This window comes from Larkinella harenae (assembly GCF_054780515.1).
This window is the reverse complement of record NZ_BAAGWE010000001.1, coordinates 2,527,050-2,551,525: the sequence shown is the minus strand read 5'-3', so window position 1 is coordinate 2,551,525 and position 24,476 is coordinate 2,527,050. Positions and strand designations below refer to the sequence as shown.

The following is a 24,476-nucleotide window of genomic DNA, read 5'->3' as shown; positions in this document are numbered from 1 at the left end:
TCCTAAATCAGCCATGAATGATCCTTTTAATCTCTCTCGTCCATCGTTTTTCTCCTCACTTGCAATCCAATTTCGTTTCCACGCTACATTTTACATTATTATTCTTTTCCTGTTGACTACCCTCATGGGATGTTTGCTGGCTCAGAATTTTTCTGGCCCGATGATTGGTGGTGAGGACACCGACCAGTACGAATTTGTGGGGGACTATTTTTACCGAAACCTACATTTTACGCCCTTTCCAAACCTCGATTTGAATAACAACGACGTTCTGTATCCTTACGGAACAGATCATGTTTTTTTGCCCTGGTCCTGGGAGCGGGATTATTTTTACGCGTTGTTTCGCGTTTTGTTCGATCATGCCCCCTTGCTTCAGATTTATTATGTCATTAGCCTGCTGATCAGTACGCTTGGTTCTTTTTTGCTGTTTCGGCGCAACTACAGTCAGTTTCAATCCTTTGCCGGAGCCCTGATCGTTACGTTCTTTAACTTTTATGCGATTTTTAAATACCCTGTCCATTTCGGCTACGCCAGTGTTCAATACACAACGTTATCTCTGATCATCGACTTCCTGCTGGTTAAGCGTTTTGTACTGCGTGAAAGCATTTCGCTGCGGTTGCTGCTGCTCTGGTTGCTGATCCATGTGCTGGCTTTTGGTCAGGAACCTGCTTATACCACCGGCTATGCCCTGACATCGGCAGTACTGTCAGTAACGTATATGGGATTGGTTGCAGCTTACCGCGCTTACCGGGGCGAGTATCCTCTGCTAAAAAACAGGCTTAACGAGTGGTTTTTGATCAATTACCGGATTCATACCGGCCAAGTCTGGTTGCTACTGGGTCTAATTCTGCTTTTTACCTATCTCTACCTTCCGCTCTCGGTTGAAATCTTTCTAACCGCAACGAAGTACAATTTCAAAACCATGGCCCCGCAGCACGAAACCTGGGCGCATCCATTGCGTTTGTTAATTCCACATTTCCCCGGTTTCAACGCGCAGGAATTTCCTCTCTCGCCCTGGATCAAAAATGTGTACGAAACCTATGGCGGTGGCAGTCCGGGCTGGTTTATTCTAACGGCAGGGTTATTGGGTTTGTGGTATGCCCGGCGTCAGTATCTGATTTTTATTCCGTTGCTGGTTTTGTTTGCGTTATGCTTGTTTTACCACCCCAATCACATTCCGACCCTGAAAATATTCCCGTGGTTCATCTACCACCGCAACGGCGAGCGTTCAACGTTGATCTATCCGGTTTTGTTTGGCATCATGGCGCTTTACGTGCCATTAACCAATCGTTCCGGAAGACGTCCACCTTATTTACTGCTGCTGGCGGTGCTGGCCAGCGTCGAATTCCATACGGTTTATCAGCTCCGCCTGTCGGGCAACGCACTCTCTTTTAAAATTCCGGGGACTTTTTATTCCTATATGGAGCGGGTTCGCCAGCAACCCGGAGAAGCCATTCTGGACTGGCCTTTTTGCATCGTGGGTGGAAACGGCACGGGACAAAAGCAGGGGCTATGTCCGTATTATTCTAAAATTGCATCCGTTTCTACCTACCGCCGGTATCACGGAAAAAAAACCGTTGGTCATTATTACGGAGGAAGGCTTCATTCTGACCAAATAAAACCCTTTCTGATAGCCGACTGGTCCAGGGTGCTACCCGGCAACTGTCCGAGCCCATCCGAAACCGTTCAATGCGCCTGCCAGAACGTCGATTGGACGTATCTGACTCAGCTCTATCGACAACATGACTTTGCGGGCATCAATCTTTATCCAGATTTGCTTGACAAAGCCTGTATTCAAGAAATATACCTGCGCTTTGGCCAGCCAGTTGCCGAAACGCAGGTTCCGGTGGCTGGCCGCGTCCAATTCATCCCCCGAAAATGACACTTATATTTTCTTATCCTTGATGAGTCGGTTGAGCGTATAACAAACCAGCCGCCCCATGAGGTTTTGCTGGGTGGTTGAGCGGAGTTTGCCGAGTTCCAGTTCGTAAATGTAACCGGCTTTCAATTCAGCCAGCTTTAGCGTGACGGTTTTGCCATCGGGCGAGAGCTCGGCTTGTGTTACGGCCACCGGCTGTACATCAAACTGCTTGGAACCGTAGGCTTCGTGGTATTCATAATAGTACCGCTTGAACTGGAAATTAGCAACTTGCTTGGCGGTGGCCGCATCGAGCGGTTGGGTAAACGTCAAGGCAAAACCGGTCGGCGTCAGTTTCATATCGGCCAGTTCGAGCGGTACTTTGCCCTTCCAGCGAACGCGCTGCATGCCCCGGTCACCGGCCCAGCCGTGGTCGGTCTGGCCGAGCCACAAACTGCCGTCGGGGGCAAACGCCAGCCGGTTGTTGCCTTTTCTCAAGCCAGCTCCGATCAGAAATGGCGCGCAGGCTCCCTGAATCTGCCCATCAACGGTTTCGAGCATAAGCCGGATCAAATACGGGTGATCCATTTCGCCAATCAGCATTTTCCCGGCAAACGGCCCGAATTTACCGCCTGTGTTGTCCAGTACCGGCTGCGTGGGCGAGTTGGCAATCCGGCTGTGCGGAAAGGCCACACTTTCGACGGTTCGTAAACTATCCAGCACCTTCACCGGCAGTTTAATGGGCGTGATGTGCGGAAAACCGTCTTTCCAGAGCAGGCTCGCCGGATGACCGTAGTGCTTGCCCTCCTGCACGTGATACAGCTTGCTTGTGCCCAGCCAGTCGCCCTGGTTATCAGCGGCAAACAGGTTGCCATTGGCGTCAAAACCGAGGCTATTGGGGGAGCGAAAACCGCTGGCGTACGGATGCAGCTTGCCGTCGGGCGTGAGCTTCATGACCCAACCACGATACGGCACAGCGGAATACATCCGGCCTGGCCGACCCAGCGTATCGAGTTTGCCGCGCACTTCCGGGAATATCCCGGCCCCGTTCGATGCGGTATTTAAAGCGATAAAAATATTGCCCTGCTTGTCTTTCACCGGACCAAATGCAAACTCGTGGTAATTGCCCGACAGACCAAAATCATCCGTCACGGTTTCGTACAGATCAGCCACGCCATCGCCGTTGGTGTCTTTCACGCGGGTCAACTCGGGGCGCTGCATCACCAGGATTTCGCTGTTGCTGACCGCCATGATGCCCAGCGGATCGTGAATACCTTCGGCAAACAGTTTCCAGGTTTTGGTTTTGGGGGTATAGATCATGATTTCCCCCCGGTGAAAACCGGCCACCACCCGACCGTCAGGCATTACCGCCAATCCGTCCGTTTCGGCCGTCAGCCCTTTGGGCATCTGGATCGTTTCTACTTCGTAGTAATCGGTAATCGTATCGGCGGGAAAAAACGGCGTTGCCCAGCCATTTAACGTTGATAACCCTGCCACCAGGAATGCGAAGAGAGACGTTTTCAGGCAGGTACGATTTATAGGTACATTTCTCATTATTCGGCAATCATCGTTATTGTAAACTTCCGGGTTCCTACCGGTAAGCGGACCATATCATCCTGAATTTTCCCGACTGATGGCCGGTATTTAACCCCATCGCCCGATTTACAAACAAAATAAACCGGCCCCGAAACCGGACCAAGTGTAAAATGCCGCACCAGTCCGCGACCAGTGGGCAACGGTTTGATCATCTCCCGCACCTCAATCCCGTTGACGAAATACCGGAACTCCGGATACCGGTTGATCAATCGGTAGCCCTTAAACTTGACTTCCGGCAACCGATCGGCGGTTCCCAGGCGAATCGGAAAACCACCCTGATCCCGGAAATACACGTCGCCAATTACGTGGGTCGGTTTTTTCCCGTTACCATCCCAGTGGTCGGTCTGATCGATAAAACCGCCCGACCAGGCATACCGGAGCTGACACGCCCCCGCATCCCAGCAATACGCCTGCTTGGGCGTCAGGCCGACGGCAATGGATGCGGGGCCGGAATTGGGCATGAAGGTTCGGTAAACCGCCGGAAATTTCAACTCATACGGATGATCCGGCATGTGATGGGCGTGGGCTCCCGTTGCGTCTTTCCGGTTGGCCGCCACATTGGGGTCTTTGTCCAACGCGGGCACCATCGCCGGTCTTCGTGTCACGTAAATGACCCCGTACATCACAAAACCGTGTCCGGGATAGGTGCAGACGTAGGAGTAAATTCCCTCCTGTTCGAGCCTGAAGCTAATTTTCTCGGATTTGCCGGGTTCGACCACCGCCGTATGCGCAACCACATCCGGGGTGCGGGGAACGTAGTTGAGTTTCACCGCCTGATCGCCCAGCGCCAACGAGGTGTTGACCACGCGTAAACGGGAATTTGGCAACGTCACCACCAGGTTATGCGCCATATCGTCGTAATTGTCCAGCGTCAGGTGGACCCGTGTGCCGGGCCGGATGATAAAGCGGGGGACGTCAAATTTCAAGCCTTCCAGGGCTTTAATGGTCAAGGTTGTATCCTGGGCAAAGGACGCTGGAGCGAACAGACCGCAAAGGACCACGATCAAACCAGCGGTTACTAAATTTTTCATGCAGATTCGGTATAACAAACAAAGCAAAATAACGGTTTTTTCTACTAGCTTGGCTCGGTTGCGTCAAATTTGCTTACATCCGGCCGTCAGCGCAATTTTCGTTTTTTACATTCGTTTCATTTACAGCCCTTTTCATTGTAACTACATCAATCGCTATCGACCAACCGCTACGTTTTCATCTTACGGCTTTCTTACGATAAACTACCATGCGGTGGACCTCTCTATCGACATTGTTGCTCAATGTTGCTGTTTTCATACTCATGCTGGGTTGCCAGCTGGACCGGGACCTGAGTCCCACGGGCGACTGCCTGGTCAAATCGTCCCGCAATAATGGGTTGATTATTCCCGGATCGTACCTGATCACGTACAAACCCGCCGACGCCTTGCCGGTCATTCCGAACGCCCGCGTAGCTTCCTCGGTGCAGCAACTCCTTACGCGCCACGGGGTAAATGACCCGAACCTCCAGGTGCTATTTTCGGGCGAGAAAACCGGATTTCTGGCGCACATCAGCGAAACAGCAGCGCAGCAATTGAAAGCCGACCCGAGTGTTGAACTGGTTGAACCCGACCGGATTATTTCCCTGTGCAGTTGCGTCGATGTCGCCGTTACGTCCACGCTAACCTGGAACGTGCGGCAAACCGGCTACGGCCGGGGCGACCTGAATACCGACAAAACCGCCTGGATTCTGGATACCGGCATTGACCTGGATCACCCTGACCTGAACGTCGATGCCACCCGCAGCCAATCGTTTCTTACCGGAAAAACCGTTGATGATGAGAATGGCCACGGCACACACATTGCGGGCATTATTGGCGCAAAAAACAACACCATCGGCATAACGGGTGTAGCATCGGGGGCTACCTTGGTTGGGCTGCGGGTACTCGATAACGAGGGCGAAGGCAAGTTATCGGCCCTGGTTCAGGCCATTTCGCATGTTTATCAGAACGGAAAAGCCGGGGATGTGGTCAACATCAGCATTGGGGGCGAAGGCCGCTCTACTACGCTCGAACGGGCGATTACCCAGGCCGCGAACAAAGGCATTCTGTTTGCGATTGCCGCCGGCAACGAAAGCGAATCGGCCGAAAAGTACGCCCCCGCCAACATCAATCACGCCAATGTATTCACGGTTTCGGCGATGGATCAAAGCGGTCAGTTTGCCTCCTTTTCCAATTACGGCACCAGCGTTGATGTGTGCGCCTACGGCGTCCGAATTACGTCGACGTATCTGAACGGCCGATACGCCACGTTATCCGGCACCTCAATGGCCTCTCCCCACGTGGCCGGTTTGTTATTAATCCGCGGACGGGATTTTCCCACGAGCGGTTTTGTTACGGGTGATCCCGATGGCGATCCGGACCCCATCGCCGGAGAGTAACAGGTACAAAATCCGTTTTGCATAGATTGAATTCCGCCTTGCGTAGGCACGTCGCTTCGTCACCGGCTAGTTTTGCTTCGTAAACAACAACTAACGACGAACAAACTACCGATGAAACGAACATTTGAAAACCCACTGATCGGCGACAAAGTCCACTTTACCAAATTTGCCAGCGAATCCGGCAGTTCTGAGAGTATTATTGATGTGGAATTGAAGCCCGGCGGTGGCAACGGACTTCATTACCACAAAACCTTTGCCGAACATTTTGAGTGTATGGAGGGTGAATTAAGCGTTCAGGTTGGCAAGGAAATTAGTATACTCCGGCCCGGCGAAATGGCCACGGCACCCGCCGGTTCAATTCACCGGTTTTTCAATGCCAGCTCCCAGCCTACCCGGTTTCGGGTTATCATCGATCCCGGTCATACCGGTTTTGAAAACACCCTGAAAATTGCCTACGGACTGGCGTCGGATGGATACATGACTCCATCCGGTAAACCCAAAAAGCTATGGCATCTGGGAACATTCATCATTTTATCGGATACGAACATGCCCGGCTTTTTCAGCCTGATTCAACGGCCGCTGGCCTGGCTGGCGAAACGGGCGATCGCCGATGGGCGCTTCGAGCGGGAATTAAAACCGTACACCCTGTAAGCAAAAGCCGGTTTGGAAACCGGCTTTTTATTTTATGTATGTTTGCGGCATGAAAATTCTGTCGCTAACCGAGTTAAATCAGGAACAATATCTGGCCGCTCAGGCCCTCGAAGTTTTTTGTAAAAAAGAAGACGGGTTGAAAGGCTGCATTCACTGGGATAAGTCCATGAACTATTTTCAATCAATGCCGCACTGGTTTCTTTTGTACCAGGACGACGCACTGATCAGCGTGTTATCAGCCTTTGCCCCCACCATCAGCCAGATTGAATACAGTGGCTATACGCTGCCAAAAGCCCGGCGAAAGGGTTGCTTCTCCACCCTCCTGGATGTGGCCGCAGAAGAAGCCCGCAAGTATGACTATCCGCATCGACTGCTCATTACGGAGCGGGATTGCCCATCGGGGCAGGCGTTTGTTCGGCACCTCGGTGCTACCTATTCCAATACAGAGTACCAGCTGGTCTGGCAACCGACTCCATTACCCGCCACCGACAGTTCCGTGAAACTGGTTGAAGCCACCACGACTGACCTGCCCTTCTTAACGGAATTAAGCCGTATGCTTTTTGGAGGAACTCCGGAAGAAGCCCGCCAGATTCTGGAAACAACGCTTTCTTCACCCCACCTGATTCAATACAAAGCCATGCTCAACGGTCAGATCGTCGGGATGGTGGCCGTCAATTTTGAGCAGTCCAATGCCTGGATTATTGGCCTGGGCGTAGTACCTGATCAGCAAGGCAAAGGGCTGGGCAAACGTATTTTATGGCAAACCGTCGGCCTGCTGCGAAATGATGCCCGCGCGAAAACGATTATGATTGAAGTGGACTCAACGAATGAATCGGCCCTGCATCTCTACCAGAAAGCCGGTTTTGTGATTCAGATGGGGCAGGATTATTACCGGCAAACCGTATGAATGAACCGGTTCCCATTTTTGAATTTTTTCATCACACATCGCTTATTTCGCCAGACTCGATTCCCAAACACTCACTAATTTGATTCAGAATGAGGCTTGGCTGCTCCCTCGCTCATTCGATAAAACGATTCAGACGCAGGTTGTAGCTGTCCAGCATTTGATCATCGATCGCACCGGCCTGGTGAAGCTCAAACAGGAGAAAGTCGGCCCGATCGGCTCCTTCGATCATTCCCTCGAATTTCAGCTCCTGCTCCACCCAACCCGAGTTTTTCTCAAGTGCTATGGCCTGATTCAGAACGGCCTGGAGAATAGTCTGTGTACGTTCGGGACTTTGGGTCGTCAGAAGCAGGGTACAAATGGTGGTAAAGTAATCAACATCCGTCGATGCCTGATTCACTAGGGTTGCCTCTTCCCATTGACGGATCATGGTCTCAATGAGCTCTCGGTAGGGGGAGCGGTCAAGATCAGTAAGGCGTATGCGTATGGGCAGATTCACGGGGCAAATTTATAAAATTAGAACCGAAGTCCTGGAGCGATTTGAGCGATAAACGAAAAACCGCAGTAGGCCAGAAAGCCTCACTCTGCCATTGGCAAGCGAACGGTGGCTCGAAAGTGTCCGTCACTACTCACCAGCGTTAACTGACCGTTCATCTGATGTACCACCTGATGGCTGATCCACAGCCCCAGACCGTAGCCATCGTTGTTCGGTTCAACCTGGTAATACTCCTGCGTAAGCCGCGCCGGATCGGGTAACGAGATTGTGGTTCTGTTTGTAAGCGACCAGCTTACCATCCCGCCTTCTAGAGTCAAACCCAGCTGAAGTGGTGTCTGTACCGGAGCGTATTTCACCGCATTATCCAGTAGATTCAGCAGCACATTGGTGAGCTTGTCAGCATCGGCCCAAACCGGAAAAGCCGCCACGGTATCGTCCAGGTCAATGGTTAAAAACTGGCCTCGCTGGCTGATCGACCGTTGATAGCGTTCAATCAGTTGAAGCGTCAAATCGTCCAATTCAACCCGGGTTGGACGCAAAAACAGGGTGCCCGCCCGCAACTGACTCATCGCCAACAGATCATCAACCAGCCGGCTCAATCGGCGGAGTTCAGTAAGTTGGCTATGAAGAAACTGACGCTTTCGGTCATCTACCGTCTCGCGCAGCGCTACTTCGATCTCGGTTCGGAGAATACTCAGCGGAGTACGCAGTTCGTGGGATGCGGCCGAAAAAAAGTTGTGCTGCGTATCCGCAAACTGCCGGATCCGGGTCAGCATGGCATTGATGGTTTCGGCCAGCTCCTGTAGCTCGTCGCCCGAAGCCGGAATCGGAATCGGGGGGGCCTGTTCTGCCCGGCTGACTGTCTGAGCAGACTGAACAATAGCCCTCAAAGGCGCGAGTAACCAGCCACTCAGCCACCAGGCGCTGAAACCCGATATGGATACACTAACCACCAACGTCAGCACAAGCAGCCAGACAATCCGGTTCGTTTCCCGATTCAGCGGATAACTGCTGTGCCCAACTACTACCGTGAGCTGTCCGGCACCATCCAGCGAGCGGTTCAACCGGGCCAGCCGGAACGTATCGGCCTCGCTGATGGCTTGCCCCGCCGGGCTGTCGGCCAGGGCCGGAAAATGGGGCGACTCATAAAGTTGTTTGGTGTACGAACCGGTGGTATACCACAGAGCCAGCACCTCGCCCCGGTCGGGCAATGGAATGACAAGGGGATAAACCGATACCCGTTCGGCCAGCCGGTTGGCCCGGTCAACCAGAGTACGGTTATCCTGTTCGATGAGTACTGCCCGCACCCGGCCAAAGAGGTAGCTCCCCGCTCCGGCAAATCCCAGAAAAAAAGTAGCCCCAAAAACCAAACCGATCTTTAAGCGAATGCTGTGCGTGGGCCGCTTTAAGGTCATGGCTTTTCACTTACAGTAAGGGTGCCCCGAAGGCGGTATCCCACCCCCACCACTGTTTCCAGCAAAGGCGTATCGAAACCCCGATCTATTTTTTTACGAAGCTGGTGCATATGCACTTCAACAACGTTACTTCCTCTATCAAAATCGGATTCCCAGATTTTTTCAGTAAGATGCGCCTTGGACAAGACCCGGCCCGGTTGCCGCATGAATTGTTCTAACAATTGGTATTCACGCGGGGTAAGCGCAATGGATTTGCCCGCCCGACTTACCTCGCGGGTCGTCAGGTTCATAGTCAGGTCGCCTACGTGCCAGATAGGCAACTGACTGCCCGCCTGTCCGCGTTGAACGGTGCGAATGCGGGCCAGCAGTTCGTCCAGTTCAAACGGTTTCCGGAGATAATCGACAGCGCCCAAATCCAGTCCCCGAACGACATGCTGGGCGTGGTTGAGGGCACTCAGGATCATTACCGGCGTGTCGATGCCAAATTCACGCAAATTCCGGAGCACGTCAAAACCGTTCGTGCCGGGCAGCATCAGATCCAGCAGTATCAGATCAAACTGGCCCAGCGCAGCCTGTTCCATGCCCAGGGCTCCGGTCAGGGCCACTTCGACCCCGTGCCCCGCCTGGCTTAGCCCTTTCTGGAGGTGCAGAGCCAATTTTTCCTCATCATCAATGATCAGAATTTTCATTAAAACGCAAACGTTTTTCCGTGAATGGTCAAGGTTGCAGGGCGTATTAGCCGTAATCCGGTCTGGTTGACAAACCCCCGCTCGGTTCGCTCGTACCCCACTACCTGAAGTGATCGGCTACCGGCCAAAACCGCCCGAATTGCTTCGCTCTGGTGTGGCTTTAGTTCAATCAAGTAGGTTGCGGTCCGTATGGCAATTAGTTGCCCCCGGTCATCAGATAGGGTACCGGCAAGCGGCTCATGGACCACGATCCGCTTGCCGGCCTGCGGAGGGGGCGGTGGCAAATCCGCTATCCGAACCCGTTGCCCGGTTTGTGGATGCTGTAGACTTACCAGCCGAAGCCGGTTTAATGAACCAGCTTCGGCTGGTCCCGGATGCGGTTCTACCCAGATCGTTATTGGCTGGCCAACAAGGGCCACTTTTCGCACCGCTTCGGCCACATGGGGTGGAAAATGCACACTCGTTTCACCCGTTGCCGTCCGAATACGAAATCCTTCATAGTCGCCGATCCGGTTTACGTCGTAGGCCTTTACCCTGCCCGTCTGCTGAGCCATTGACAGAAACGGGCTGATCAGAAACAGCGGAAAACAAAACGCAATGAGTCGATGCAAGAGATGCCAGGCCATTAGTAGCAACAAGTTACACGTTCACCCTGAAGCGGGCCTTAAATCTAGATTAACTTTTCTTAAGGGGGTTTGATTAGGAATTTTTCTGGCTGCTACCCATGCCTTGCTCACGGCCTCAAACAGGACCACTGTTGCATTCGCCATTCTGATTTTGATCCGCTTAAGGCAAATTAATTTCATCTTCAGCCCCCCCTTATGCCGTCCCGGTAACTTTGCGAGCAACTAAAACAAAGCAATTATGAAAACGAATCAATTAATGAGCACAACCGCCTTAAGTCTGCTGCTGAGCCTGTCGCAGCTTTATGGACAAGATGTACCACCATCTCCCCTGGCCCGAGGACCCGTTCCGCCCGGCCCCCGGGCTGGACTGGTTCATCGGAGTCCGGCCAATGCGGGTATGATCTCGCTATCGACTGTATCAGGAACCGTTCAGCAATTAACGGGCAATGATGAATCCATTCTCGACGGTTTTACCCTTGGAACAGGCTCATCGACGGTAGCTGTTCGCTTTCCGAGCCACCTGGGTCAATCGATCAGTGCCGTTGCCAAAGCGGGCAGCCCGGTAACGGTTTCGGGTTTTTCGGAAACAACGCCCGAGGGAGAATCTTTTTTCCACCTGATTAACCTCACGGCCGGTAAAACAACAATCACCGACACTCCGCCCACTCCGCTCGCCGGTTTGCCCGTTCCCAGCCTCAAAACGTTTGAGGGGAAGGTCGCCGAGTTTCTGCTTGATAAACAGGGACGAACCAAAGGACTCCTGCTAACAGATCAAACCCTGATCAAAGTGCCTCCCCACGTAGCCGATCAATTGGTTGGTTTGGTCCCCAAGGGAAGCTCCATTTCGGTGAGCGGGTATCTGAAGCCGCTGGCTGACGGGCAGGTGCAACTTAAAAAGCAAACCATTGTCCAGGCCACTCAAGTAACCATCAACGGGCAGACTTTTCTCGTTCGCTAGCCCCCCCAACTTAGCATGACGCTGACAAACCTGTTGCTAAAGAGCAATTAGTGGCAGGACGATTCCCGAGGTTAGCCCAACAAGAGGGCTAACTTCGGGACTTTCCGGTCAAAAGAGTTCGTTAACGTCTCTTATCATTAAAATTTTTCTAAAGTCAACCACTGGCGATACGCTTCATGCTGGACTGCCGCCCGGTATTAAATCGTCATTAAATCGAGCCTTTCGACGCAACACCACGTAGTAATTATGGTTGGATTTTCCGTGAGCTAACGACAGCAGGCCCCTCTCTAAAGACCTGCTATTCAACCGCACACGCTGTTCTTTCGTCCACTTCAAACACACATCACACCTTGCGAGCCTTGTATTGCATCCTCTTGTTGATCGTCTCCAACACGTTCATGACCCTGGCCTGGTATGGCCATCTTCAGCTCAAACAGTATCCTTTTCTGGCCAAACTATCTTTGTTTGGAATTATCGCCCTGAGCTGGGGCGTCGCTTTCTTTGAATACGTCTTTCAAGTACCAGCCAATCGGATGGGGTCTAACGAGACGGGCGGACCGTTTTCACTTTTCGAGCTGAAAACCATTCAGGAAGCCGTGTCGCTGACGGTATTCACCCTGATGACCGTCTATTTTTTCAAAACCGATAAGCTGGCCTGGAACCACATCGTCGGTTTCGCTTTCATGGTTGTTGCGGTCTTTTTCATTTTCAAGAAATGGTAGCAACCTCCTCCCCAGCCACACACCATAACTCGGGTCAAGCAAGTTTGCGAGCGCTGGACAGTGCCAACTTCTTTCTGGCTGACGTCCGGGATGGATTGGGCCCTTACCTGGCCATTTACTTGCTGACCACCTTGCACTGGAACGCCCAATCGATTGGCATTGCGATGTCAGTAATGGGAATTGCCACGGTTGTAGCGCAAACGCCCGCCGGGATCCTTGTCGACCGCACCGTCCACAAGCGTTTTTTTTCCATTGTGGCGTCTCTGCTCATCGCTTTGGCGGCTTTGCTGACGATTGCTTTTCCGCGCTATAGCATCATCCTGGGAGGACAGGCTATGATGGGGGTTGCAGCGGCCTGGTTCACCCCCGCAGTGGCCGCCATCACGCTGGGACTGGTTGGGCCTAAAGCCCTTGACGGACGCGTGGGCCGCAACGAAACCTTCAATCATGCCGGCAATGTATTTGCTGCCCTCCTGGCCGGGCTTATTGGTTACTACCTGAGCAGCAAAGGCATTTTCGTTTTACTGGCCATCATGTCCGTATGCAGTAGTTTATCGATCTGGGCCATTCGGGAAACCGATATTGATCATGAACTGGCCCGGGGCTGTCCGGCTCCGAGTCAGCCGAATAGTTCTACTCATCCACTAACAGGTTGGCAAGCACTACTCAAAAACCGTTCGATTTTGCTGTTTGCTCTAGCCTGCGTGCTCTTTCATTTCGCGAATGCGGCCATGCTACCACTGCTCGGCCAGCGGCTGGCTCAGGGTATCGATGCGGGAACTTCATCGGCTTATATGTCGGCCTGTATTATTGTGGCACAGGTGGTGATGATTCCCGTTAGTTTCTGGGCGGGGCGGCTCGCGCCGAAGGGACGGAAGCGACTTTTACTTGTTGGGTTTGCGATTTTGCCCATTCGGGGGTTGCTTTATACGCTTACGGGCGACCCGGGTCTGCTGGTTGCCATTCAAATTCTGGACGGTATTGGTGCCGGGATTTTTGGCGTGGTATCCATCCTGATAGTGGCCGATCTCACGCGGGGCAGCGGACTTTTCAATACGACCCAGGGGGCCATTGCAACCGCCGTAGGACTGGGGGCATCACTCAGTAACGCCTTTGCCGGGGTTCTGCTGCAACACACTAGTTACCATGTTGCCTTTCTAACACTGGCCGCCCTGGCCGTCGTAGCCCTCGGAGTATTATTCTTTTTTGTCCCCGAGACAGGTTCGAAAGAAAACTGATCCCCTGCATTTTATCCAAAAGCAATTCTTCAAAATAGAGACAAGTTGCTTTCTATAACATACTTATAATATTTAATAATCATATTAACCAAAAACATAATTATTAAATATTATCAACTACCACTTTGACAATATAAATAAATTAGCCATCTTCCAACTTTATTCATGGAGGAGCATGAGTAATTCCGGATGATTAGACGATTAAAGGTTAGATCAGCTTGTTCCTGATGAAGCTGGTTAAGAAACCTGGGAAAGCGAAATTTTGCAAAAAAATGAGCAAATCGGAGCGCATTCGGGAGAACCTCTGCTGAAAAATGGCTTGGCAGAACCTGCCAGAACCGTATGCCGGACCACAGTCAGGGTAGGCGGTATTACTTTCAAGTACAATTAAAAAGGTAGAGGGATGAGGGATGACCGAATAACGGAGAAACTGGAAATTTTGGCCGATGCCGCAAAATATGATGTATCGTGTGCCTCAGGACAAAGCAAACGAGCTAATAAAGATAAAGGATTGGGAGATTCCAAAGGTTACGGCATTTGTCATTCTTTTACGGAGGATGGGCGGTGCGTATCGCTGCTCAAAATTCTGCTAACCAATCATTGTATTTTCGACTGTGCCTATTGCGTGAGCCGCAAAAGTAACGACGTCAAACGGGCAGCCTTTACGGTGGAAGAGGTGGTTGAGCTAACCATTGGTTTCTACCGCAGAAACTACATTGAAGGCTTGTTTTTAAGTTCGGGCATCTTTGACAGCCCAGACTACACGATGGAGCGTCTGGTCAAAATTGCCAAAAAGCTGCGGCTGGAGCAAAACTTCAACGGATACATTCATCTGAAAGCGATTCCAGGTGCCAGTGATGAATTGATGAGAGAGGCCGGGTTGTATGCTGACCGACTGAGTGTCAATGTCGAAATGCCAACGGAACAAAGCCTGAAACTACTCGCTCCGGAAAAAAACCATCAGGATGTGATTCGCCCGATGACGTATTTAAAAGGACAGATCACGGGCCATCTGGAAGAAAAAAAGCAGAATAAAAAAGCGCCGGTCTTTGCGCCAGCGGGTCAAAGTACTCAGATGGTGATCGGGGCTACCCAGGAGAGCGACCTGCAAATCCTGCAACTTGCAGATCATTTTTACCGCCAGATGAATTTAAAACGGGTTTATTACTCGGGTTATGTTCCCATCAGCGAGGACAATCGGCTGCCTGTCATCGGCACACCGGTTCCGGTCATTCGCGAAAACCGGCTGTACCAGGCCGATTGGCTACTCCGTTTTTACGGTTTTACGGTCCATGAACTGGTTGGATCGGAACAGCATGACCTGGCCCTGGATATTGATCCAAAACTGGGTTGGGCGCTGCGAAATTTAGATCAGTTTCCGGTCGATATCAACACGGCGGACCTTGAGCTGATTCAGCGCATACCGGGCATTGGAGTTAAAAATGCCCAACGAATCGTAGCCGCCCGCCGGTTCAGAAGGCTGCAACCCGAACACTTGCAGACGATGGGCATCGCTTACAATCGGGCGAAATACTTCCTGGCCTTTAGCTCCCCCTTTTCACGGCAGCCCGACTACACGCCCGCCCAGCTCAAACAGAAAATTCTGATGATGCAGAACAGCAAGTACAAGACTAATTTTTCGTCCCAGTTAAGCCTGTTCTGATCAAATGACAACGGTATCGTACGACGGAACTTTTGAGGGCTGGCTGACGGCCGTTTTTGAAATTTATCAATACAAGCTTCAGAACGTATCCTTTGCCAAAAAAGAAAACGCTGCTACTGGGCTATTTACCAGCATCCATTCAGTTACAACCGATGAAGAGAAAGCAAAGCGGGTATTGGCCGGATTACAAAAGCGTCTTTCGATGGAAGGCCTGCGGTGGATCGTCTGGACTTTTCTGTCTGACATGGATCGACCCGAGGATGCCATGTGGCATTTTGCCCAACACGTGCTGGATAGTCCGCAAAATGTAGAAGAAGATCTGAGCAACCGGGCGGTCTGGGACGTAAAAAAAGCCGCCCAACGAGTCAAAAAGGAGCGCCACCGCATGCAGGCTTTTGTTCGGTTCAAGCTCACCAAAGATCAGTTGTACTACGCAATCATCGAACCGGAATGCGATGTCTTACCCCTGATCAGTCATCATTTTGCAAGCCGTTATGCGGATCAGCTTTGGCTGATTTACGATGCTAGGCGAAGATACGGCATTTACTATAACCTGGATAACGTTACTACGGTCACGCTCGATTTTCACGATTCCCGTAACCAGCCTACTTCCACCCTCATTAAAGAGATCAGCGATGCTCGCGAAGAAGTCTATCAGGAGCTGTGGTGCCGTTATTTCAAAAGCGTAACAATCGAATCTCGTAAAAATATGCGCCTTCACATGCAGCACATGCCCAAGCGCTACTGGAAACATTTACCGGAAAAGATGATAAAAATCGATTAGGTCTTGCTAAGAAAGAGCCTCGCGCTCCACCAGCCGCTCGGCCATCGGAAGCAGGGTTTCTTCCAGCGGTAACCGGCGCTTGGATTCCACCATGAACGTAGCGGGATTGGGTAAGCAAGGCCGTCGGCGAATCAGTTCCAGTTTCAGGGTTTCGTAGGTGGTTCCAATGCCTTTTCGAACCGAGTCGATGTACCGGGTCCGGATGGGCAAAGATTGAGTCGGACTGTCTGTCAGAGCGGACAAGGCCCGTTTTGTCCAGGTTAGGTTAAAGTAATAAATATGCGTCTGCGAATGAGAAGTCCAATGCAGAAACAGGTAGCCTTCATCGCGACACAGCGGTAACATTCCCACGGGTGTCAGCGTCAGGTTGCCTTCCAGCTCTTTGGCCATTTCCTGCCCTTTCGTCAGGGTCTGACCGAACCGCGGTAGCGCAAAGTTGATAATTGAGTCAATTTCGGCCATGTAGGTATCTTCTTCCAGCCGGGGCTGGTACCGCACCGTAAGACTTTCAGGATCAATCCCGGTGGCGTCCTTGGGAAACGAAGCAGAAAGCGTACCTTTGCGGTTCCGAAATCGGAGACTGGTCTCGTAATGATCACGCAGTTCCGTCAGGTCAGGATAGAGCTTTCTGTCAGAAAAATGTTGCTGAACGTGTTTCAGATATGCCAGAACGACAAATTTTTTGTATTCCAAATCAATCAGGCCTTGTGTTAACCAGTCTTTCTGAAGTTTTTTCATAGACACCAGCAAGGAAGAACAATCCGTTTTGTTGCTAAGTAAGTTAACAAAAATTTACGTTCTGCCAAATTGTGTTTGGCGCATTTTTTCTTTAACAAAAAAGTATTTGCCCTAATCTGTTGACTACCAAACTGACACTGTAAACCGGAAATTTTGTCAGTATTCGTTACAAAAACCGTTCTGGCACAATAAATGCCAAAAATCGACCGTCAGTTCGGCATAACGGGTGCGCCATTTCGGCGGCTGCCGTTGCGATCGAACCTCTATCAAGCACAACACAATTTAAACTTCTAAAACACAAGCCCATTATGGAAGCAGTAACGGAAAGTAAAGTAAACGTAAGACCGTTGGCTGACCGGGTGCTGGTTGAACCGGCTCCTGCTGAAGAAAAAACCGCATTCGGTATCATCATCCCTGATACGGCGAAAGAAAAACCCCAACGCGGAACGATCGTGGCCGTTGGAGCGGGTAAAAAAGATGAGCCGCTGACGGTTCAGGTAGGTGACACGGTATTGTATGGCAAATATGCCGGTACCGAAATCACTGTTGAAGGGAAAGAGTACCTGATTATGCGCGAGTCAGACATTTTCGCCATCATCTAATGGCTAGATCAGCCGGTGCCACTCAGGTAACAAACTGATCGTGAACCCGTTTACTCCTATTACGTTAACTCATTAATTCATTTTTAGAAATGGCTAAGAAAATATTTTTCGACACGGAAGCCCGCGATAAAATCAAGAAGGGCGTTGATACGCTGGCGGATGCCGTAAAAGTTACGCTGGGTCCTAAAGGCCGGAACGTTATCCTGGATAAAAAATTCGGCTCACCGGCCATCACCAAAGACGGTGTGACAGTAGCCAAAGAAATTGAACTGAAAGACGCCATGGAAAACATGGGCGCTCAATTGGTGAAAGAAGTTGCTTCCAAAACTGCGGACTCAGCCGGTGACGGTACGACGACGGCTACGGTTCTGGCCCAGGCTATCTACTCAATCGGTGTGAAAAACGTGGCCGCTGGTGCCAACCCGATGGATCTGAAACGCGGTATCGACAAAGCGGTGACGGTGGTTGTTAACAACCTCAAAGAGCAGTCTCGCGCCATCGAAACGTCAAAAGAAATCGCTCAGGTAGCGACCATCTCGGCCAACAGCGACGAAGAAATCGGTAACATGATTGCCGACGCGATGGAGAAAGTAGGCAAAGAAGGTGTTATCACGGTTGAAGAAGCACGCGGTACCGAAACGGAAGTAAAAACCGTAGAAGGGATGCAGTTCGACCGGGGTTACCTGTCGCCATACTTCGTAACCAACACCGAGAAAATGGAAGCGGAACTGGAGCGTCCGTTCATCCTGATCTCCGAGAAAAAAGTTTCGTCGATGAAAGAACTGCTGCCGGTGCTGGAGCAGGTGGCTCAAACGGGCCGTCCGCTGCTGATCATCGCAGAAGACGTTGACGGAGAAGCACTGGCTACGCTGGTGGTCAATAAAATCCGGGGTGCGCTGAAAGTAGCCGCCGTAAAAGCTCCGGGCTTTGGCGATCGTCGGAAAGCCATGCTGGAGGATATCGCCATCCTGACGGGCGGACAGGTTATCAGTGAAGAGCGTGGTTTCAAACTGGAAAACACCTCGATCGAATTCCTGGGTCAGGCTGAAAAAATCATTATCGACAAAGACAACACAACTGTTGTTAACGGTATTGGACAGAAAGAAGACATTACGGGTCGGGTTAACCAGATCAAATCACAGATCGAAAACACGACTTCGGACTACGACCGTGAAAAACTGCAGGAGCGTCTGGCCAAACTGTCAGGTGGTGTAGCCATCCTGTACATTGGTGCTGCTACGGAAGTAGAAATGAAAGAGAAAAAAGACCGCGTTGATGATGCCCTGCACGCAACCCGCGCTGCCGTTGAAGAAGGTATCGTAGCCGGTGGTGGTGTTGCCCTGATCCGGGCTATCCAGTCACTGGACAGCGTAAACACCGTAAACGAAGACGAAAAAACCGGTGTGCAGATCATTCGCGTTGCCCTCGAATCTCCCCTGCGGACGATTGTTGCCAACGCCGGTGGCGAAGGTTCCGTAATCGTTAATAAAGTGAAAGAAGGTTCGGCTGACTACGGTTACAACGCCCGCGAAGACAAATTCGAAAACCTGATTGGTGTGGGTATCATCGACCCGACGAAAGTAACGCGTCTGGCGCTGGAAAATGCCGCATCAATCGCTGGTCTGTTGCTGACGACCGAGTGTGTTGTTGCCGACGAACCCGAAGAAGCACCCGCTGGTGGAGCCGGACACGGTCACCCCGGTGGCATGGGCGGCATGATGTAATCATCCAACCGCTGAAGCAACGGTCTTGCTTTCCACTCAAAAGCCCCGGCATTCATGTCGGGGCTTTTTTTGTGGGCGGATGGGCAAAAAATTCTACAATTGAGTACGGTTTTGTTCCACTATTCGGTACAACTCTATTCTAAAAACTGCCTTTTTAAGGAAATTTAAAGGCTTTTCAGCTTTGGCACGCATTTTTCTAATTGATTAACCGTACAAGAGTTCATTCAACCAAAACAAGGAAACGTCATGGGAAATTTGCTTTATGTCATTGCGGTGATCTTAATCATCCTTTGGTTAGTCGGATTGTTAGGCTTTGGTAGTTTTGGTATGGGCAATATCATTCACGTTCTGCTGGTCATTGCCGTAATTGCCATCATCTTACGATTGATTAGAGGAGACCGGGTCGTGTAAGCAAGACACATCAACTAAGTTATACAGAAAAGGCCCAGGAACTCCCGGGCCTTTTCTTTTTCAGTCATTTTGTGGGTCTTCGTTAAACTTCTCCCCCAGAGAATGGTCCAACCCGCATCAACAATAAATACAACATGAAAAAGATACTGATCCTTGTAGCTGCTCTTGGATTAACCATTGGCGGCTGTACAACGCAACGAACCACTGAACGGTACGACCGCCGGGACCCGTATGGTCGCTATGACAATCCGAATGTCCGGGACATTCCCCTCGAATATAAACTGGAACGCTGGCAGGGAGAGCTGAATCTGAGCAATCGCCAGAAACGCCAGATTCGTGATATCCAGGACCGGTACGAACGCCGGGGCATTACCCGCGCTGAACGCAATAACCGGCGGGAATACCGGCAATTGCAACAGCAAAAACGCCGGGATCTGCTGTCCGTCCTGAACAACCGGCAACGCAACAAGCTCAACCAGCTGGAGCGTTACGACCGACGAAGCTAATGGCTATATACCGGGCACCTTTGGGTGCCCTTTTTCTTTTTTCGGGAAATGAATACCTTGCCAGCTCAATCCTATTCCCGATACCATGCATCCATTTCGCCCTTCTTTGCTGGCGCTACTGGCCGGTTTTTTCTTTTTCCATACCACGGTTTACGGACAGTCGACCAAACTACCCGAACGAAAAACGACGGTTTCGATTGTTGGCAACCAGTTTTACATCAATGGGAAGCCAACGTTTCCGGGCCGCACCTGGAACGGCCATAAAATTGAAGGCTTGCTCCCAAACTCCCGCATGGTACAGGGCATTTTTGATGACCAGAACACCACAAGCCGGTCGCGCTGGGCCTACCCCGACACCAAAACCTGGGACCCCAACCGCAATACCGACGAATTTATTGCCGCCATGCCCCTCTGGAAAGCCCACGGTTTGCTGGCCTTTACGCTTAACTTGCAGGGTGGCAGCCCGGAAGGCTATTCCGTCGAACACCAGCCGTGGATTAATTCGATGTTTAACCCCAACGGCTCTTACAATCCTTTTTACTCCCACCGGCTTCACCGGATTCTCAACAAAGCCGACGAACTCGGCATGGTCGTGATTCTCGGGCTGTTCTATTTCGGTCAGGATCAGTATCTAAAAAACGAAGCGGCTGTTATTAACGCTGTTGACAACACCCTAAAAATTCTGGCTGACGGCAATTACCGAAACGTCATCATCGAAATCAACAACGAATGCGACATCCGCTACGACCACGACATTCTGAAACCAGAGCGTGTGCACGAACTCATTCAACGGGTAAAAGCAAAGAAAATCCGGGGGCAACGTTTTTTGGTCAGTACCAGCTTCAGCGGTGGCACACTTCCCCGGGAGAGCGTGGTACGCGAAGCTGATTTTCTGCTTTTGCACGGAAACGGGGTGAAAGAACCGGCTAAAATCGCCGAGTTGGTGCAGAAAACCCGCGCACTGGCCGGCAACCGAAACCTACCGATTGTCTTTAACGAAGACGACCATTTCGATTTTGATAAACCGGCCAACCATTTTCAAGCGGCTACCAGCGCCTACGCATCCTGGGGACTTTTTGATTACCGTATGAAAGACGAAGGCTTCAACGATGGCTATCAGTCGCCCCCCATCAACTGGCAGATCAGCTCCCCGCGCAAAAAAGCGTTTTTCGATTACCTGAAAGAAATAACCGGTAGTTTACCCTGACAGTATGGGGTTTAATCGTATTGTAAGCTCAAAGCCCGAACCGATCCGTGACCCGACTGACTCCCCGAAACCGTCAGGCCAATTCGCGGGGCCCGGTCCCAGCGGGGCAGGTACGCTCCGTCAACCGGCGTGGTAGTAATAGGTTCGGGCTTCCCCCCGTCCGATGACCAGAAAAACTGGTAAAACTGGCCAAACCGGCTTTTGAGCTGAATCGTTACCGGCTTCGCGGCCGTTGGTATAGCTTGCGATTTCAGCACACTCCGATTCCCGTCTTTCACCTGCCAAAGCTCCAGCGATCCGTTCCGAACACCCAGGCCCAATGCATTCTGAGCATCGCCGTATAGCGTAATACTTTGTAACACATCGGCTTGCGGATCGACGGTAGCTGAGAACGAATACGTTCCTTTCTGGAGCACCAACCCCAAAAAGTTTCCGGCGGGCTGCGTACCGGTTGTGTGTAGCTTTAGCACGCCGTCGCTGACGGTAAAGGTTGGTTTGGATTGGCTCACATCCCACACCCAGGGCAACGCGGTGGGTGATTTGGCAAAGTCAACGCTTCTGTTCCGGCTATTTTTCTGAACGATCGGGCTGGGTGATTCGGCTTGCGCGGGCGTATGAATGCCGTACCGGAAGACCGGCCAAGCGGTTTTGTCGTTCCAAACCAGTTCACTCAAAACGCCCTGCCGTCCGGTCTGGGTAAAATCAACGCCGTTGTAGGCATGATGCAGGTAGAAATAACGGTTGTCGGGCGTTGTAACGACGGTGCCGTGACCGGGGCATTTCCAAACCTCATCGCTTACCAACACCGGGTTTCCGGCAAATTTCTCCCACGGCCCCTGTAACTTTTCGGCCCGTGCCATCCCCACCTGATAATTGCAATTGGCCCCGCAGCAGGAATTGCCCGAATACAGCATGTAAAAATACCGGCCCCGTTTGAAAATGGCCTGCCCTTCAGCCCCGCCAGCTTCCCAATTGTTGGCGTCAGCCGTCAGCAGTGTAAAGGCTTTTCCTGTCACCTTCAGTCCATCGGGCGATAGCTCAGCCCCCAGCAGCTCGATGGCTTTGCCTTTGTCCAATCCATAGGCTTTCCAGGTAAGGTATAGTTTGCCCTGATCTTCGATGACAAAGGCGTCGATCGCTTCGGAGGTCCATTCAAGGACTAAACCGTGGTCCGTGAAGCCCTGGCGAAGGTCCGGGGTTGTGGCCACGCCCAGGAAGGAGCGTTTGTCGGACTTCCGGCGAGCGGTATAATAAACGTAAAAGAGACCATTTCGATGAAACAGCTCCGGTGCCCAGTAACTTCCCATCGTCCAGTCTGGCGGAGAAGAAAAAACCGGACCGACGGATTGCCAGTTCACCAGATCGGTTGACGAATAGATGGGATAGGCCGGAGCCCATTCTGACGACGTTCCCACCGCGTAATAGGTATTCCCCACCCGAATAACCGATGGATCGGCAAAATCACCCCCAATAACGGGATTGCGGTAAGTTACAGTTGGCGTTGGTACAGCCAGAGAAGAACGCTGCGCGATGCACGGAGAAAAAAGCAGGATCAAAAGAAAACCGACGGCAACAAACTTCATGAGTTTCTGTTATTATAGGTAACAAAAGTAGTGATTAGTGGCTCTAATCATCTCTAAAGATCGTCGTTACGCCTTAATTTTCCGGTAATCTACAGTAGGTCAGCGCAATCGACGACTTCTCATTATAAGTCACCCTGAAGACCCAGGAACGATGAACAGTTTTATTTTACTATTCCTGACAAGCCTTCTTGTTCATTCACCCGATGACGAACACAAAAAAAATCGTCGGTTAAAAAACCGTGTCGAACGCCGGGAATATCGAAACGCAACCGAAGAAATCACCTACCACGACCGGTGGAAGAAAGTAGCTACCGTTCGCACTTTTGATAAAGAAAACCGACGCATATCCGAGGAACATTACCGGGATTACCAGCAACGCATCCGGCACGGACGTTCCCGTTCCTGGTTTCCGAACGGACAGCTCCACTGGGCCTGTGATTTCAAAGACAACCAACTTAGTGGCCCTTTTTTTTCCTATTACGAAGACGGCACCCTAAAACGGCGCGAGTTATACCGCCAGGGACAGGCCCGGCATGGGGGGCATTGTTACGGTCCGGATGGACAACCCGTTGACTGCCAACCGCTCGTGCAAAACGCGGAATTTGAGGGTGGACAAAGGAAGTTTGCCTTCTTTCTGAAAGAACGACTCCAAAAAATTCAGTCGTCTGAACCAACGGTTTTGATTACCCTGGAAGGGACCTTATCAGAAAGCGGTATTCTGTTTAACCTCCGCCCGCTCCCCTACCTCCGGCATCGCCCCGACGCTGAGCAGAAGCTGGCTAGCCAGGTGGTCAATGCCTTGCGCGATATGCCCCAGTGGCGGCCCATGATCATCGACGATCAGGCTACCCAAAGCGATGTGCTGATCAGTGTTCACTTGAGTTCCGGCAAAGTTTTCAGCGCCAGTTACGGACACAGTTCGTTGTAGGATACCTCAACGGTTGTACTTGACTATAGCTCCCTGATTCGAATTCGGCGGTACCATACGCGGTCCCCGTGGTCCTGCAACGCAATATGGCCCCGTGAATACGTCCCGAAATTAGCCCAGTTTTTGAATTTGCTGTTGCTGATCCTGCGCTCCCACTCGGGTCCATCGATGACGTACTCCACAATTTTTCGGTTGTTTAGGTAGTGCTCGGCTTTGCCCTGCCGCACCACCAGCCGGACCTTGTTCCATTGCCCGGCCGGGCGGCAGACGGCTGTATGGTTTGGAGCAAACAAATCAAACAGAGAACCGGCCGTCCGGTCAGCCCCCTGTTTGGCGTTCGGGTGCCGTTCGTTATCCAGCACCTGCATTTCCAGCCCCGATTGGTCGGCTGTTTTAAACGCCGAGGATTCGTGAACGTGGTAAATAATCCCGCTATTCCCCCCTTCCGAAATTTTCCATTCCAACGCTAATTCAAAGTCCCCGTATTCCCGATCCGTCAGCAGGTCTCCAGCACCTTTCTCCGTCAATACCAGGCACTTCCGCTCGACTTTCCATTTTGGCGAAGCTTCCGGTTTCAGGTAGCTATGCCACCCATTCAGCGTCTTTCCATCGAAAAGTGTCACCCAGCCGGATGGGTCCTTAGGGGGATTGGACGCTTTGCATCCTAAAATCAGAACCAGCAAAAAAGCGTATGAGTAAAACCGCATAAGAATCGATGTTATTCAGGAAGCAAGACGCGGTGAGGTCACCTCATCTTGCTTCAATTCTGTTAA

Annotated in this window: 24 protein-coding genes; 15 read left to right on the top strand and 9 right to left on the bottom strand. The window is 51.5% G+C overall.

What is annotated here, in order from left to right:
* Positions 1-124 precede the first annotated feature (124 nt).
* Positions 125-1,879, top strand: coding sequence for a GlyGly-CTERM sorting domain-containing protein (locus ACYVH9_RS10425; protein WP_460636251.1), 1,755 nt, complete (start codon positions 125-127; stop codon positions 1,877-1,879).
* A 3-nt stretch (positions 1,880-1,882) separates the two neighbouring features.
* On the opposite strand, the gene ACYVH9_RS10420 is transcribed toward ACYVH9_RS10425, so the two are convergent.
* Both ACYVH9_RS10420 and ACYVH9_RS10415 read right to left on the bottom strand, forming a co-directional pair.
* The gene (locus tag ACYVH9_RS10420; protein WP_460636250.1) at positions 1,883-3,352 is read right to left on the bottom strand and encodes a DUF7133 domain-containing protein; all 1,470 of its coding nucleotides are present in this window, start codon (positions 3,350-3,352) and stop codon (positions 1,883-1,885) included.
* Between the two features lie 56 nt (positions 3,353-3,408).
* Positions 3,409-4,482, bottom strand: a complete 1,074-nt coding sequence (locus tag ACYVH9_RS10415; protein WP_460636249.1) for a plastocyanin/azurin family copper-binding protein — start codon at positions 4,480-4,482, stop codon at positions 3,409-3,411.
* Between the two features lie 206 nt (positions 4,483-4,688).
* Here ACYVH9_RS10415 and ACYVH9_RS10410 point away from each other — a divergent pair, with 206 nt between their 5' ends.
* The 3 genes from ACYVH9_RS10410 to ACYVH9_RS10400 all read left to right on the top strand — a co-directional run bounded on the left by ACYVH9_RS10410 (position 4,689) and on the right by ACYVH9_RS10400 (position 7,416).
* Positions 4,689-5,858 (top strand): S8 family serine peptidase, encoded by a 1,170-nt coding sequence (locus ACYVH9_RS10410; RefSeq protein ID WP_460636248.1) that lies wholly within the window; start codon positions 4,689-4,691, stop codon positions 5,856-5,858.
* A 111-nt stretch (positions 5,859-5,969) separates the two neighbouring features.
* Positions 5,970-6,509, top strand: a complete 540-nt coding sequence (locus ACYVH9_RS10405; RefSeq protein ID WP_460636247.1) for a cupin domain-containing protein — start codon at positions 5,970-5,972, stop codon at positions 6,507-6,509.
* 49 nt (positions 6,510-6,558) lie between these two features.
* Positions 6,559-7,416: a GNAT family N-acetyltransferase gene (locus tag ACYVH9_RS10400; protein WP_460636246.1), complete on the top strand. Its 858-nt coding sequence runs from the start codon at positions 6,559-6,561 to the stop codon at positions 7,414-7,416.
* Positions 7,417-7,528: 112 nt separating this feature from the next.
* Here ACYVH9_RS10400 and ACYVH9_RS10395 read toward each other — a convergent pair whose 3' ends face one another.
* The 4 genes from ACYVH9_RS10395 to ACYVH9_RS10380 form a co-directional block, all read right to left on the bottom strand.
* Complete coding sequence (locus ACYVH9_RS10395; protein ID WP_460636245.1) at positions 7,529-7,843, bottom strand: hypothetical protein; 315 nt, start codon at positions 7,841-7,843, stop codon at positions 7,529-7,531.
* 149 nt (positions 7,844-7,992) lie between these two features.
* Positions 7,993-9,324 carry a HAMP domain-containing sensor histidine kinase gene (locus ACYVH9_RS10390; RefSeq protein WP_460636244.1) on the bottom strand — a complete coding sequence of 444 codons (1,332 nt, stop codon included), beginning with the start codon at positions 9,322-9,324 and terminating at the stop codon, positions 7,993-7,995.
* Positions 9,321-10,013: a response regulator transcription factor gene (locus ACYVH9_RS10385; RefSeq protein ID WP_460636243.1), complete on the bottom strand. Its 693-nt coding sequence runs from the start codon at positions 10,011-10,013 to the stop codon at positions 9,321-9,323. The genes ACYVH9_RS10390 and ACYVH9_RS10385 overlap by 4 nt, the downstream gene beginning before the upstream one ends.
* Positions 10,013-10,639 carry a hypothetical protein gene (locus tag ACYVH9_RS10380; protein WP_460636242.1) on the bottom strand — a complete coding sequence of 209 codons (627 nt, stop codon included), beginning with the start codon at positions 10,637-10,639 and terminating at the stop codon, positions 10,013-10,015. Before ACYVH9_RS10380 ends, ACYVH9_RS10385 begins: the two co-directional genes overlap by 1 nt.
* Positions 10,640-10,877: 238 nt before the next feature.
* On the opposite strand from ACYVH9_RS10380, the gene ACYVH9_RS10375 reads away from it, so the two are divergent.
* The 5 genes from ACYVH9_RS10375 to ACYVH9_RS10355 all read left to right on the top strand — a co-directional run bounded on the left by ACYVH9_RS10375 (position 10,878) and on the right by ACYVH9_RS10355 (position 16,004).
* Positions 10,878-11,597 (top strand): hypothetical protein, encoded by a 720-nt coding sequence (locus ACYVH9_RS10375; RefSeq protein WP_460636241.1) that lies wholly within the window; start codon positions 10,878-10,880, stop codon positions 11,595-11,597.
* 350 nt (positions 11,598-11,947) lie between these two features.
* Positions 11,948-12,319, top strand: a complete 372-nt coding sequence (locus tag ACYVH9_RS10370; RefSeq protein ID WP_460636240.1) for a DMT family protein — start codon at positions 11,948-11,950, stop codon at positions 12,317-12,319.
* Positions 12,320-12,363: 44 nt separating this feature from the next.
* Positions 12,364-13,557: an MFS transporter gene (locus ACYVH9_RS10365; protein ID WP_460636239.1), complete on the top strand. Its 1,194-nt coding sequence runs from the start codon at positions 12,364-12,366 to the stop codon at positions 13,555-13,557.
* 403 nt (positions 13,558-13,960) lie between these two features.
* Positions 13,961-15,220, top strand: coding sequence for a putative DNA modification/repair radical SAM protein (locus tag ACYVH9_RS10360; protein ID WP_460636238.1), 1,260 nt, complete (start codon positions 13,961-13,963; stop codon positions 15,218-15,220).
* Between the two features lie 4 nt (positions 15,221-15,224).
* Positions 15,225-16,004 (top strand): TIGR03915 family putative DNA repair protein, encoded by a 780-nt coding sequence (locus ACYVH9_RS10355; RefSeq protein WP_460636237.1) that lies wholly within the window; start codon positions 15,225-15,227, stop codon positions 16,002-16,004.
* A gap of 6 nt (positions 16,005-16,010) precedes the next feature.
* Here ACYVH9_RS10355 and ACYVH9_RS10350 read toward each other — a convergent pair whose 3' ends face one another.
* Positions 16,011-16,742, bottom strand: a complete 732-nt coding sequence (locus tag ACYVH9_RS10350) for a hypothetical protein (RefSeq protein ID WP_460636236.1) — start codon at positions 16,740-16,742, stop codon at positions 16,011-16,013.
* A gap of 308 nt (positions 16,743-17,050) precedes the next feature.
* Between ACYVH9_RS10350 and ACYVH9_RS10345 the strand changes: the two genes are divergently transcribed.
* The 5 genes from ACYVH9_RS10345 to ACYVH9_RS10325 all read left to right on the top strand — a co-directional run bounded on the left by ACYVH9_RS10345 (position 17,051) and on the right by ACYVH9_RS10325 (position 21,192).
* Positions 17,051-17,344 carry a co-chaperone GroES gene (locus tag ACYVH9_RS10345; RefSeq protein WP_460636235.1) on the top strand — a complete coding sequence of 98 codons (294 nt, stop codon included), beginning with the start codon at positions 17,051-17,053 and terminating at the stop codon, positions 17,342-17,344.
* Between the two features lie 89 nt (positions 17,345-17,433).
* On the top strand, positions 17,434-19,068 hold the full coding sequence (groL, locus tag ACYVH9_RS10340) for a chaperonin GroEL (protein WP_460636234.1): 1,635 nt from the start codon (positions 17,434-17,436) through the stop codon (positions 19,066-19,068).
* A gap of 246 nt (positions 19,069-19,314) precedes the next feature.
* A complete protein-coding gene (locus ACYVH9_RS10335; protein WP_460636233.1) occupies positions 19,315-19,479 on the top strand; it encodes a lmo0937 family membrane protein in 165 nt (54 codons plus the stop codon).
* Between the two features lie 134 nt (positions 19,480-19,613).
* Positions 19,614-19,985, top strand: a complete 372-nt coding sequence (locus tag ACYVH9_RS10330) for a hypothetical protein (RefSeq protein ID WP_460636232.1) — start codon at positions 19,614-19,616, stop codon at positions 19,983-19,985.
* A gap of 85 nt (positions 19,986-20,070) precedes the next feature.
* Positions 20,071-21,192: a hypothetical protein gene (locus ACYVH9_RS10325; protein ID WP_460636231.1), complete on the top strand. Its 1,122-nt coding sequence runs from the start codon at positions 20,071-20,073 to the stop codon at positions 21,190-21,192.
* Positions 21,193-21,203: 11 nt separating this feature from the next.
* Here ACYVH9_RS10325 and ACYVH9_RS10320 read toward each other — a convergent pair whose 3' ends face one another.
* A complete protein-coding gene (locus tag ACYVH9_RS10320; RefSeq protein WP_460636230.1) occupies positions 21,204-22,775 on the bottom strand; it encodes a family 43 glycosylhydrolase in 1,572 nt (523 codons plus the stop codon).
* Between the two features lie 151 nt (positions 22,776-22,926).
* Here ACYVH9_RS10320 and ACYVH9_RS10315 point away from each other — a divergent pair, with 151 nt between their 5' ends.
* Complete coding sequence (locus ACYVH9_RS10315; RefSeq protein WP_460636229.1) at positions 22,927-23,703, top strand: toxin-antitoxin system YwqK family antitoxin; 777 nt, start codon at positions 22,927-22,929, stop codon at positions 23,701-23,703.
* A gap of 23 nt (positions 23,704-23,726) precedes the next feature.
* Here the strand turns inward: ACYVH9_RS10315 and ACYVH9_RS10310 are convergent, their stop codons facing one another.
* Positions 23,727-24,410 carry a 3-keto-disaccharide hydrolase gene (locus ACYVH9_RS10310; RefSeq protein ID WP_460636228.1) on the bottom strand — a complete coding sequence of 228 codons (684 nt, stop codon included), beginning with the start codon at positions 24,408-24,410 and terminating at the stop codon, positions 23,727-23,729.
* Between the last annotated feature and the right edge of the window lie 66 nt (positions 24,411-24,476).

Excerpts from the sequence above, each read along its gene's own strand:
- ACYVH9_RS10310 (WP_460636228.1), bottom strand. The coding sequence starts at position 24,410 with ATGCGGTTTTACTCATACGCTTTTTTGCTGGTTCTGATTTTAGGATGC.
- ACYVH9_RS10380 (WP_460636242.1), bottom strand. The coding sequence starts at position 10,639 with ATGGCCTGGCATCTCTTGCATCGACTCATTGCGTTTTGTTTTCCGCTG.
- ACYVH9_RS10320 (WP_460636230.1), bottom strand. The coding sequence starts at position 22,775 with ATGAAGTTTGTTGCCGTCGGTTTTCTTTTGATCCTGCTTTTTTCTCCG.
- ACYVH9_RS10415 (WP_460636249.1), bottom strand. The coding sequence starts at position 4,482 with ATGAAAAATTTAGTAACCGCTGGTTTGATCGTGGTCCTTTGCGGTCTG.
- ACYVH9_RS10405 (WP_460636247.1), top strand. The coding sequence starts at position 5,970 with ATGAAACGAACATTTGAAAACCCACTGATCGGCGACAAAGTCCACTTT.
- ACYVH9_RS10330 (WP_460636232.1), top strand. The coding sequence starts at position 19,614 with ATGAAAAAGATACTGATCCTTGTAGCTGCTCTTGGATTAACCATTGGC.
- ACYVH9_RS10335 (WP_460636233.1), top strand. The coding sequence starts at position 19,315 with ATGGGAAATTTGCTTTATGTCATTGCGGTGATCTTAATCATCCTTTGG.
- ACYVH9_RS10325 (WP_460636231.1), top strand. The coding sequence starts at position 20,071 with ATGCATCCATTTCGCCCTTCTTTGCTGGCGCTACTGGCCGGTTTTTTC.
- ACYVH9_RS10355 (WP_460636237.1), top strand. The coding sequence starts at position 15,225 with ATGACAACGGTATCGTACGACGGAACTTTTGAGGGCTGGCTGACGGCC.
- ACYVH9_RS10375 (WP_460636241.1), top strand. The coding sequence starts at position 10,878 with ATGAAAACGAATCAATTAATGAGCACAACCGCCTTAAGTCTGCTGCTG.
- ACYVH9_RS10350 (WP_460636236.1), bottom strand. The coding sequence starts at position 16,742 with ATGAAAAAACTTCAGAAAGACTGGTTAACACAAGGCCTGATTGATTTG.
- ACYVH9_RS10425 (WP_460636251.1), top strand. The coding sequence starts at position 125 with ATGGGATGTTTGCTGGCTCAGAATTTTTCTGGCCCGATGATTGGTGGT.
- ACYVH9_RS10390 (WP_460636244.1), bottom strand. The coding sequence starts at position 9,324 with ATGACCTTAAAGCGGCCCACGCACAGCATTCGCTTAAAGATCGGTTTG.
- ACYVH9_RS10410 (WP_460636248.1), top strand. The coding sequence starts at position 4,689 with ATGCGGTGGACCTCTCTATCGACATTGTTGCTCAATGTTGCTGTTTTC.
- ACYVH9_RS10385 (WP_460636243.1), bottom strand. The coding sequence starts at position 10,013 with ATGAAAATTCTGATCATTGATGATGAGGAAAAATTGGCTCTGCACCTC.
- groL (WP_460636234.1), top strand. The coding sequence starts at position 17,434 with ATGGCTAAGAAAATATTTTTCGACACGGAAGCCCGCGATAAAATCAAG.
- ACYVH9_RS10315 (WP_460636229.1), top strand. The coding sequence starts at position 22,927 with ATGAACAGTTTTATTTTACTATTCCTGACAAGCCTTCTTGTTCATTCA.
- ACYVH9_RS10400 (WP_460636246.1), top strand. The coding sequence starts at position 6,559 with ATGAAAATTCTGTCGCTAACCGAGTTAAATCAGGAACAATATCTGGCC.
- ACYVH9_RS10395 (WP_460636245.1), bottom strand. The coding sequence starts at position 7,843 with ATGATCCGTCAATGGGAAGAGGCAACCCTAGTGAATCAGGCATCGACG.
- ACYVH9_RS10360 (WP_460636238.1), top strand. The coding sequence starts at position 13,961 with ATGAGGGATGACCGAATAACGGAGAAACTGGAAATTTTGGCCGATGCC.
- ACYVH9_RS10345 (WP_460636235.1), top strand. The coding sequence starts at position 17,051 with ATGGAAGCAGTAACGGAAAGTAAAGTAAACGTAAGACCGTTGGCTGAC.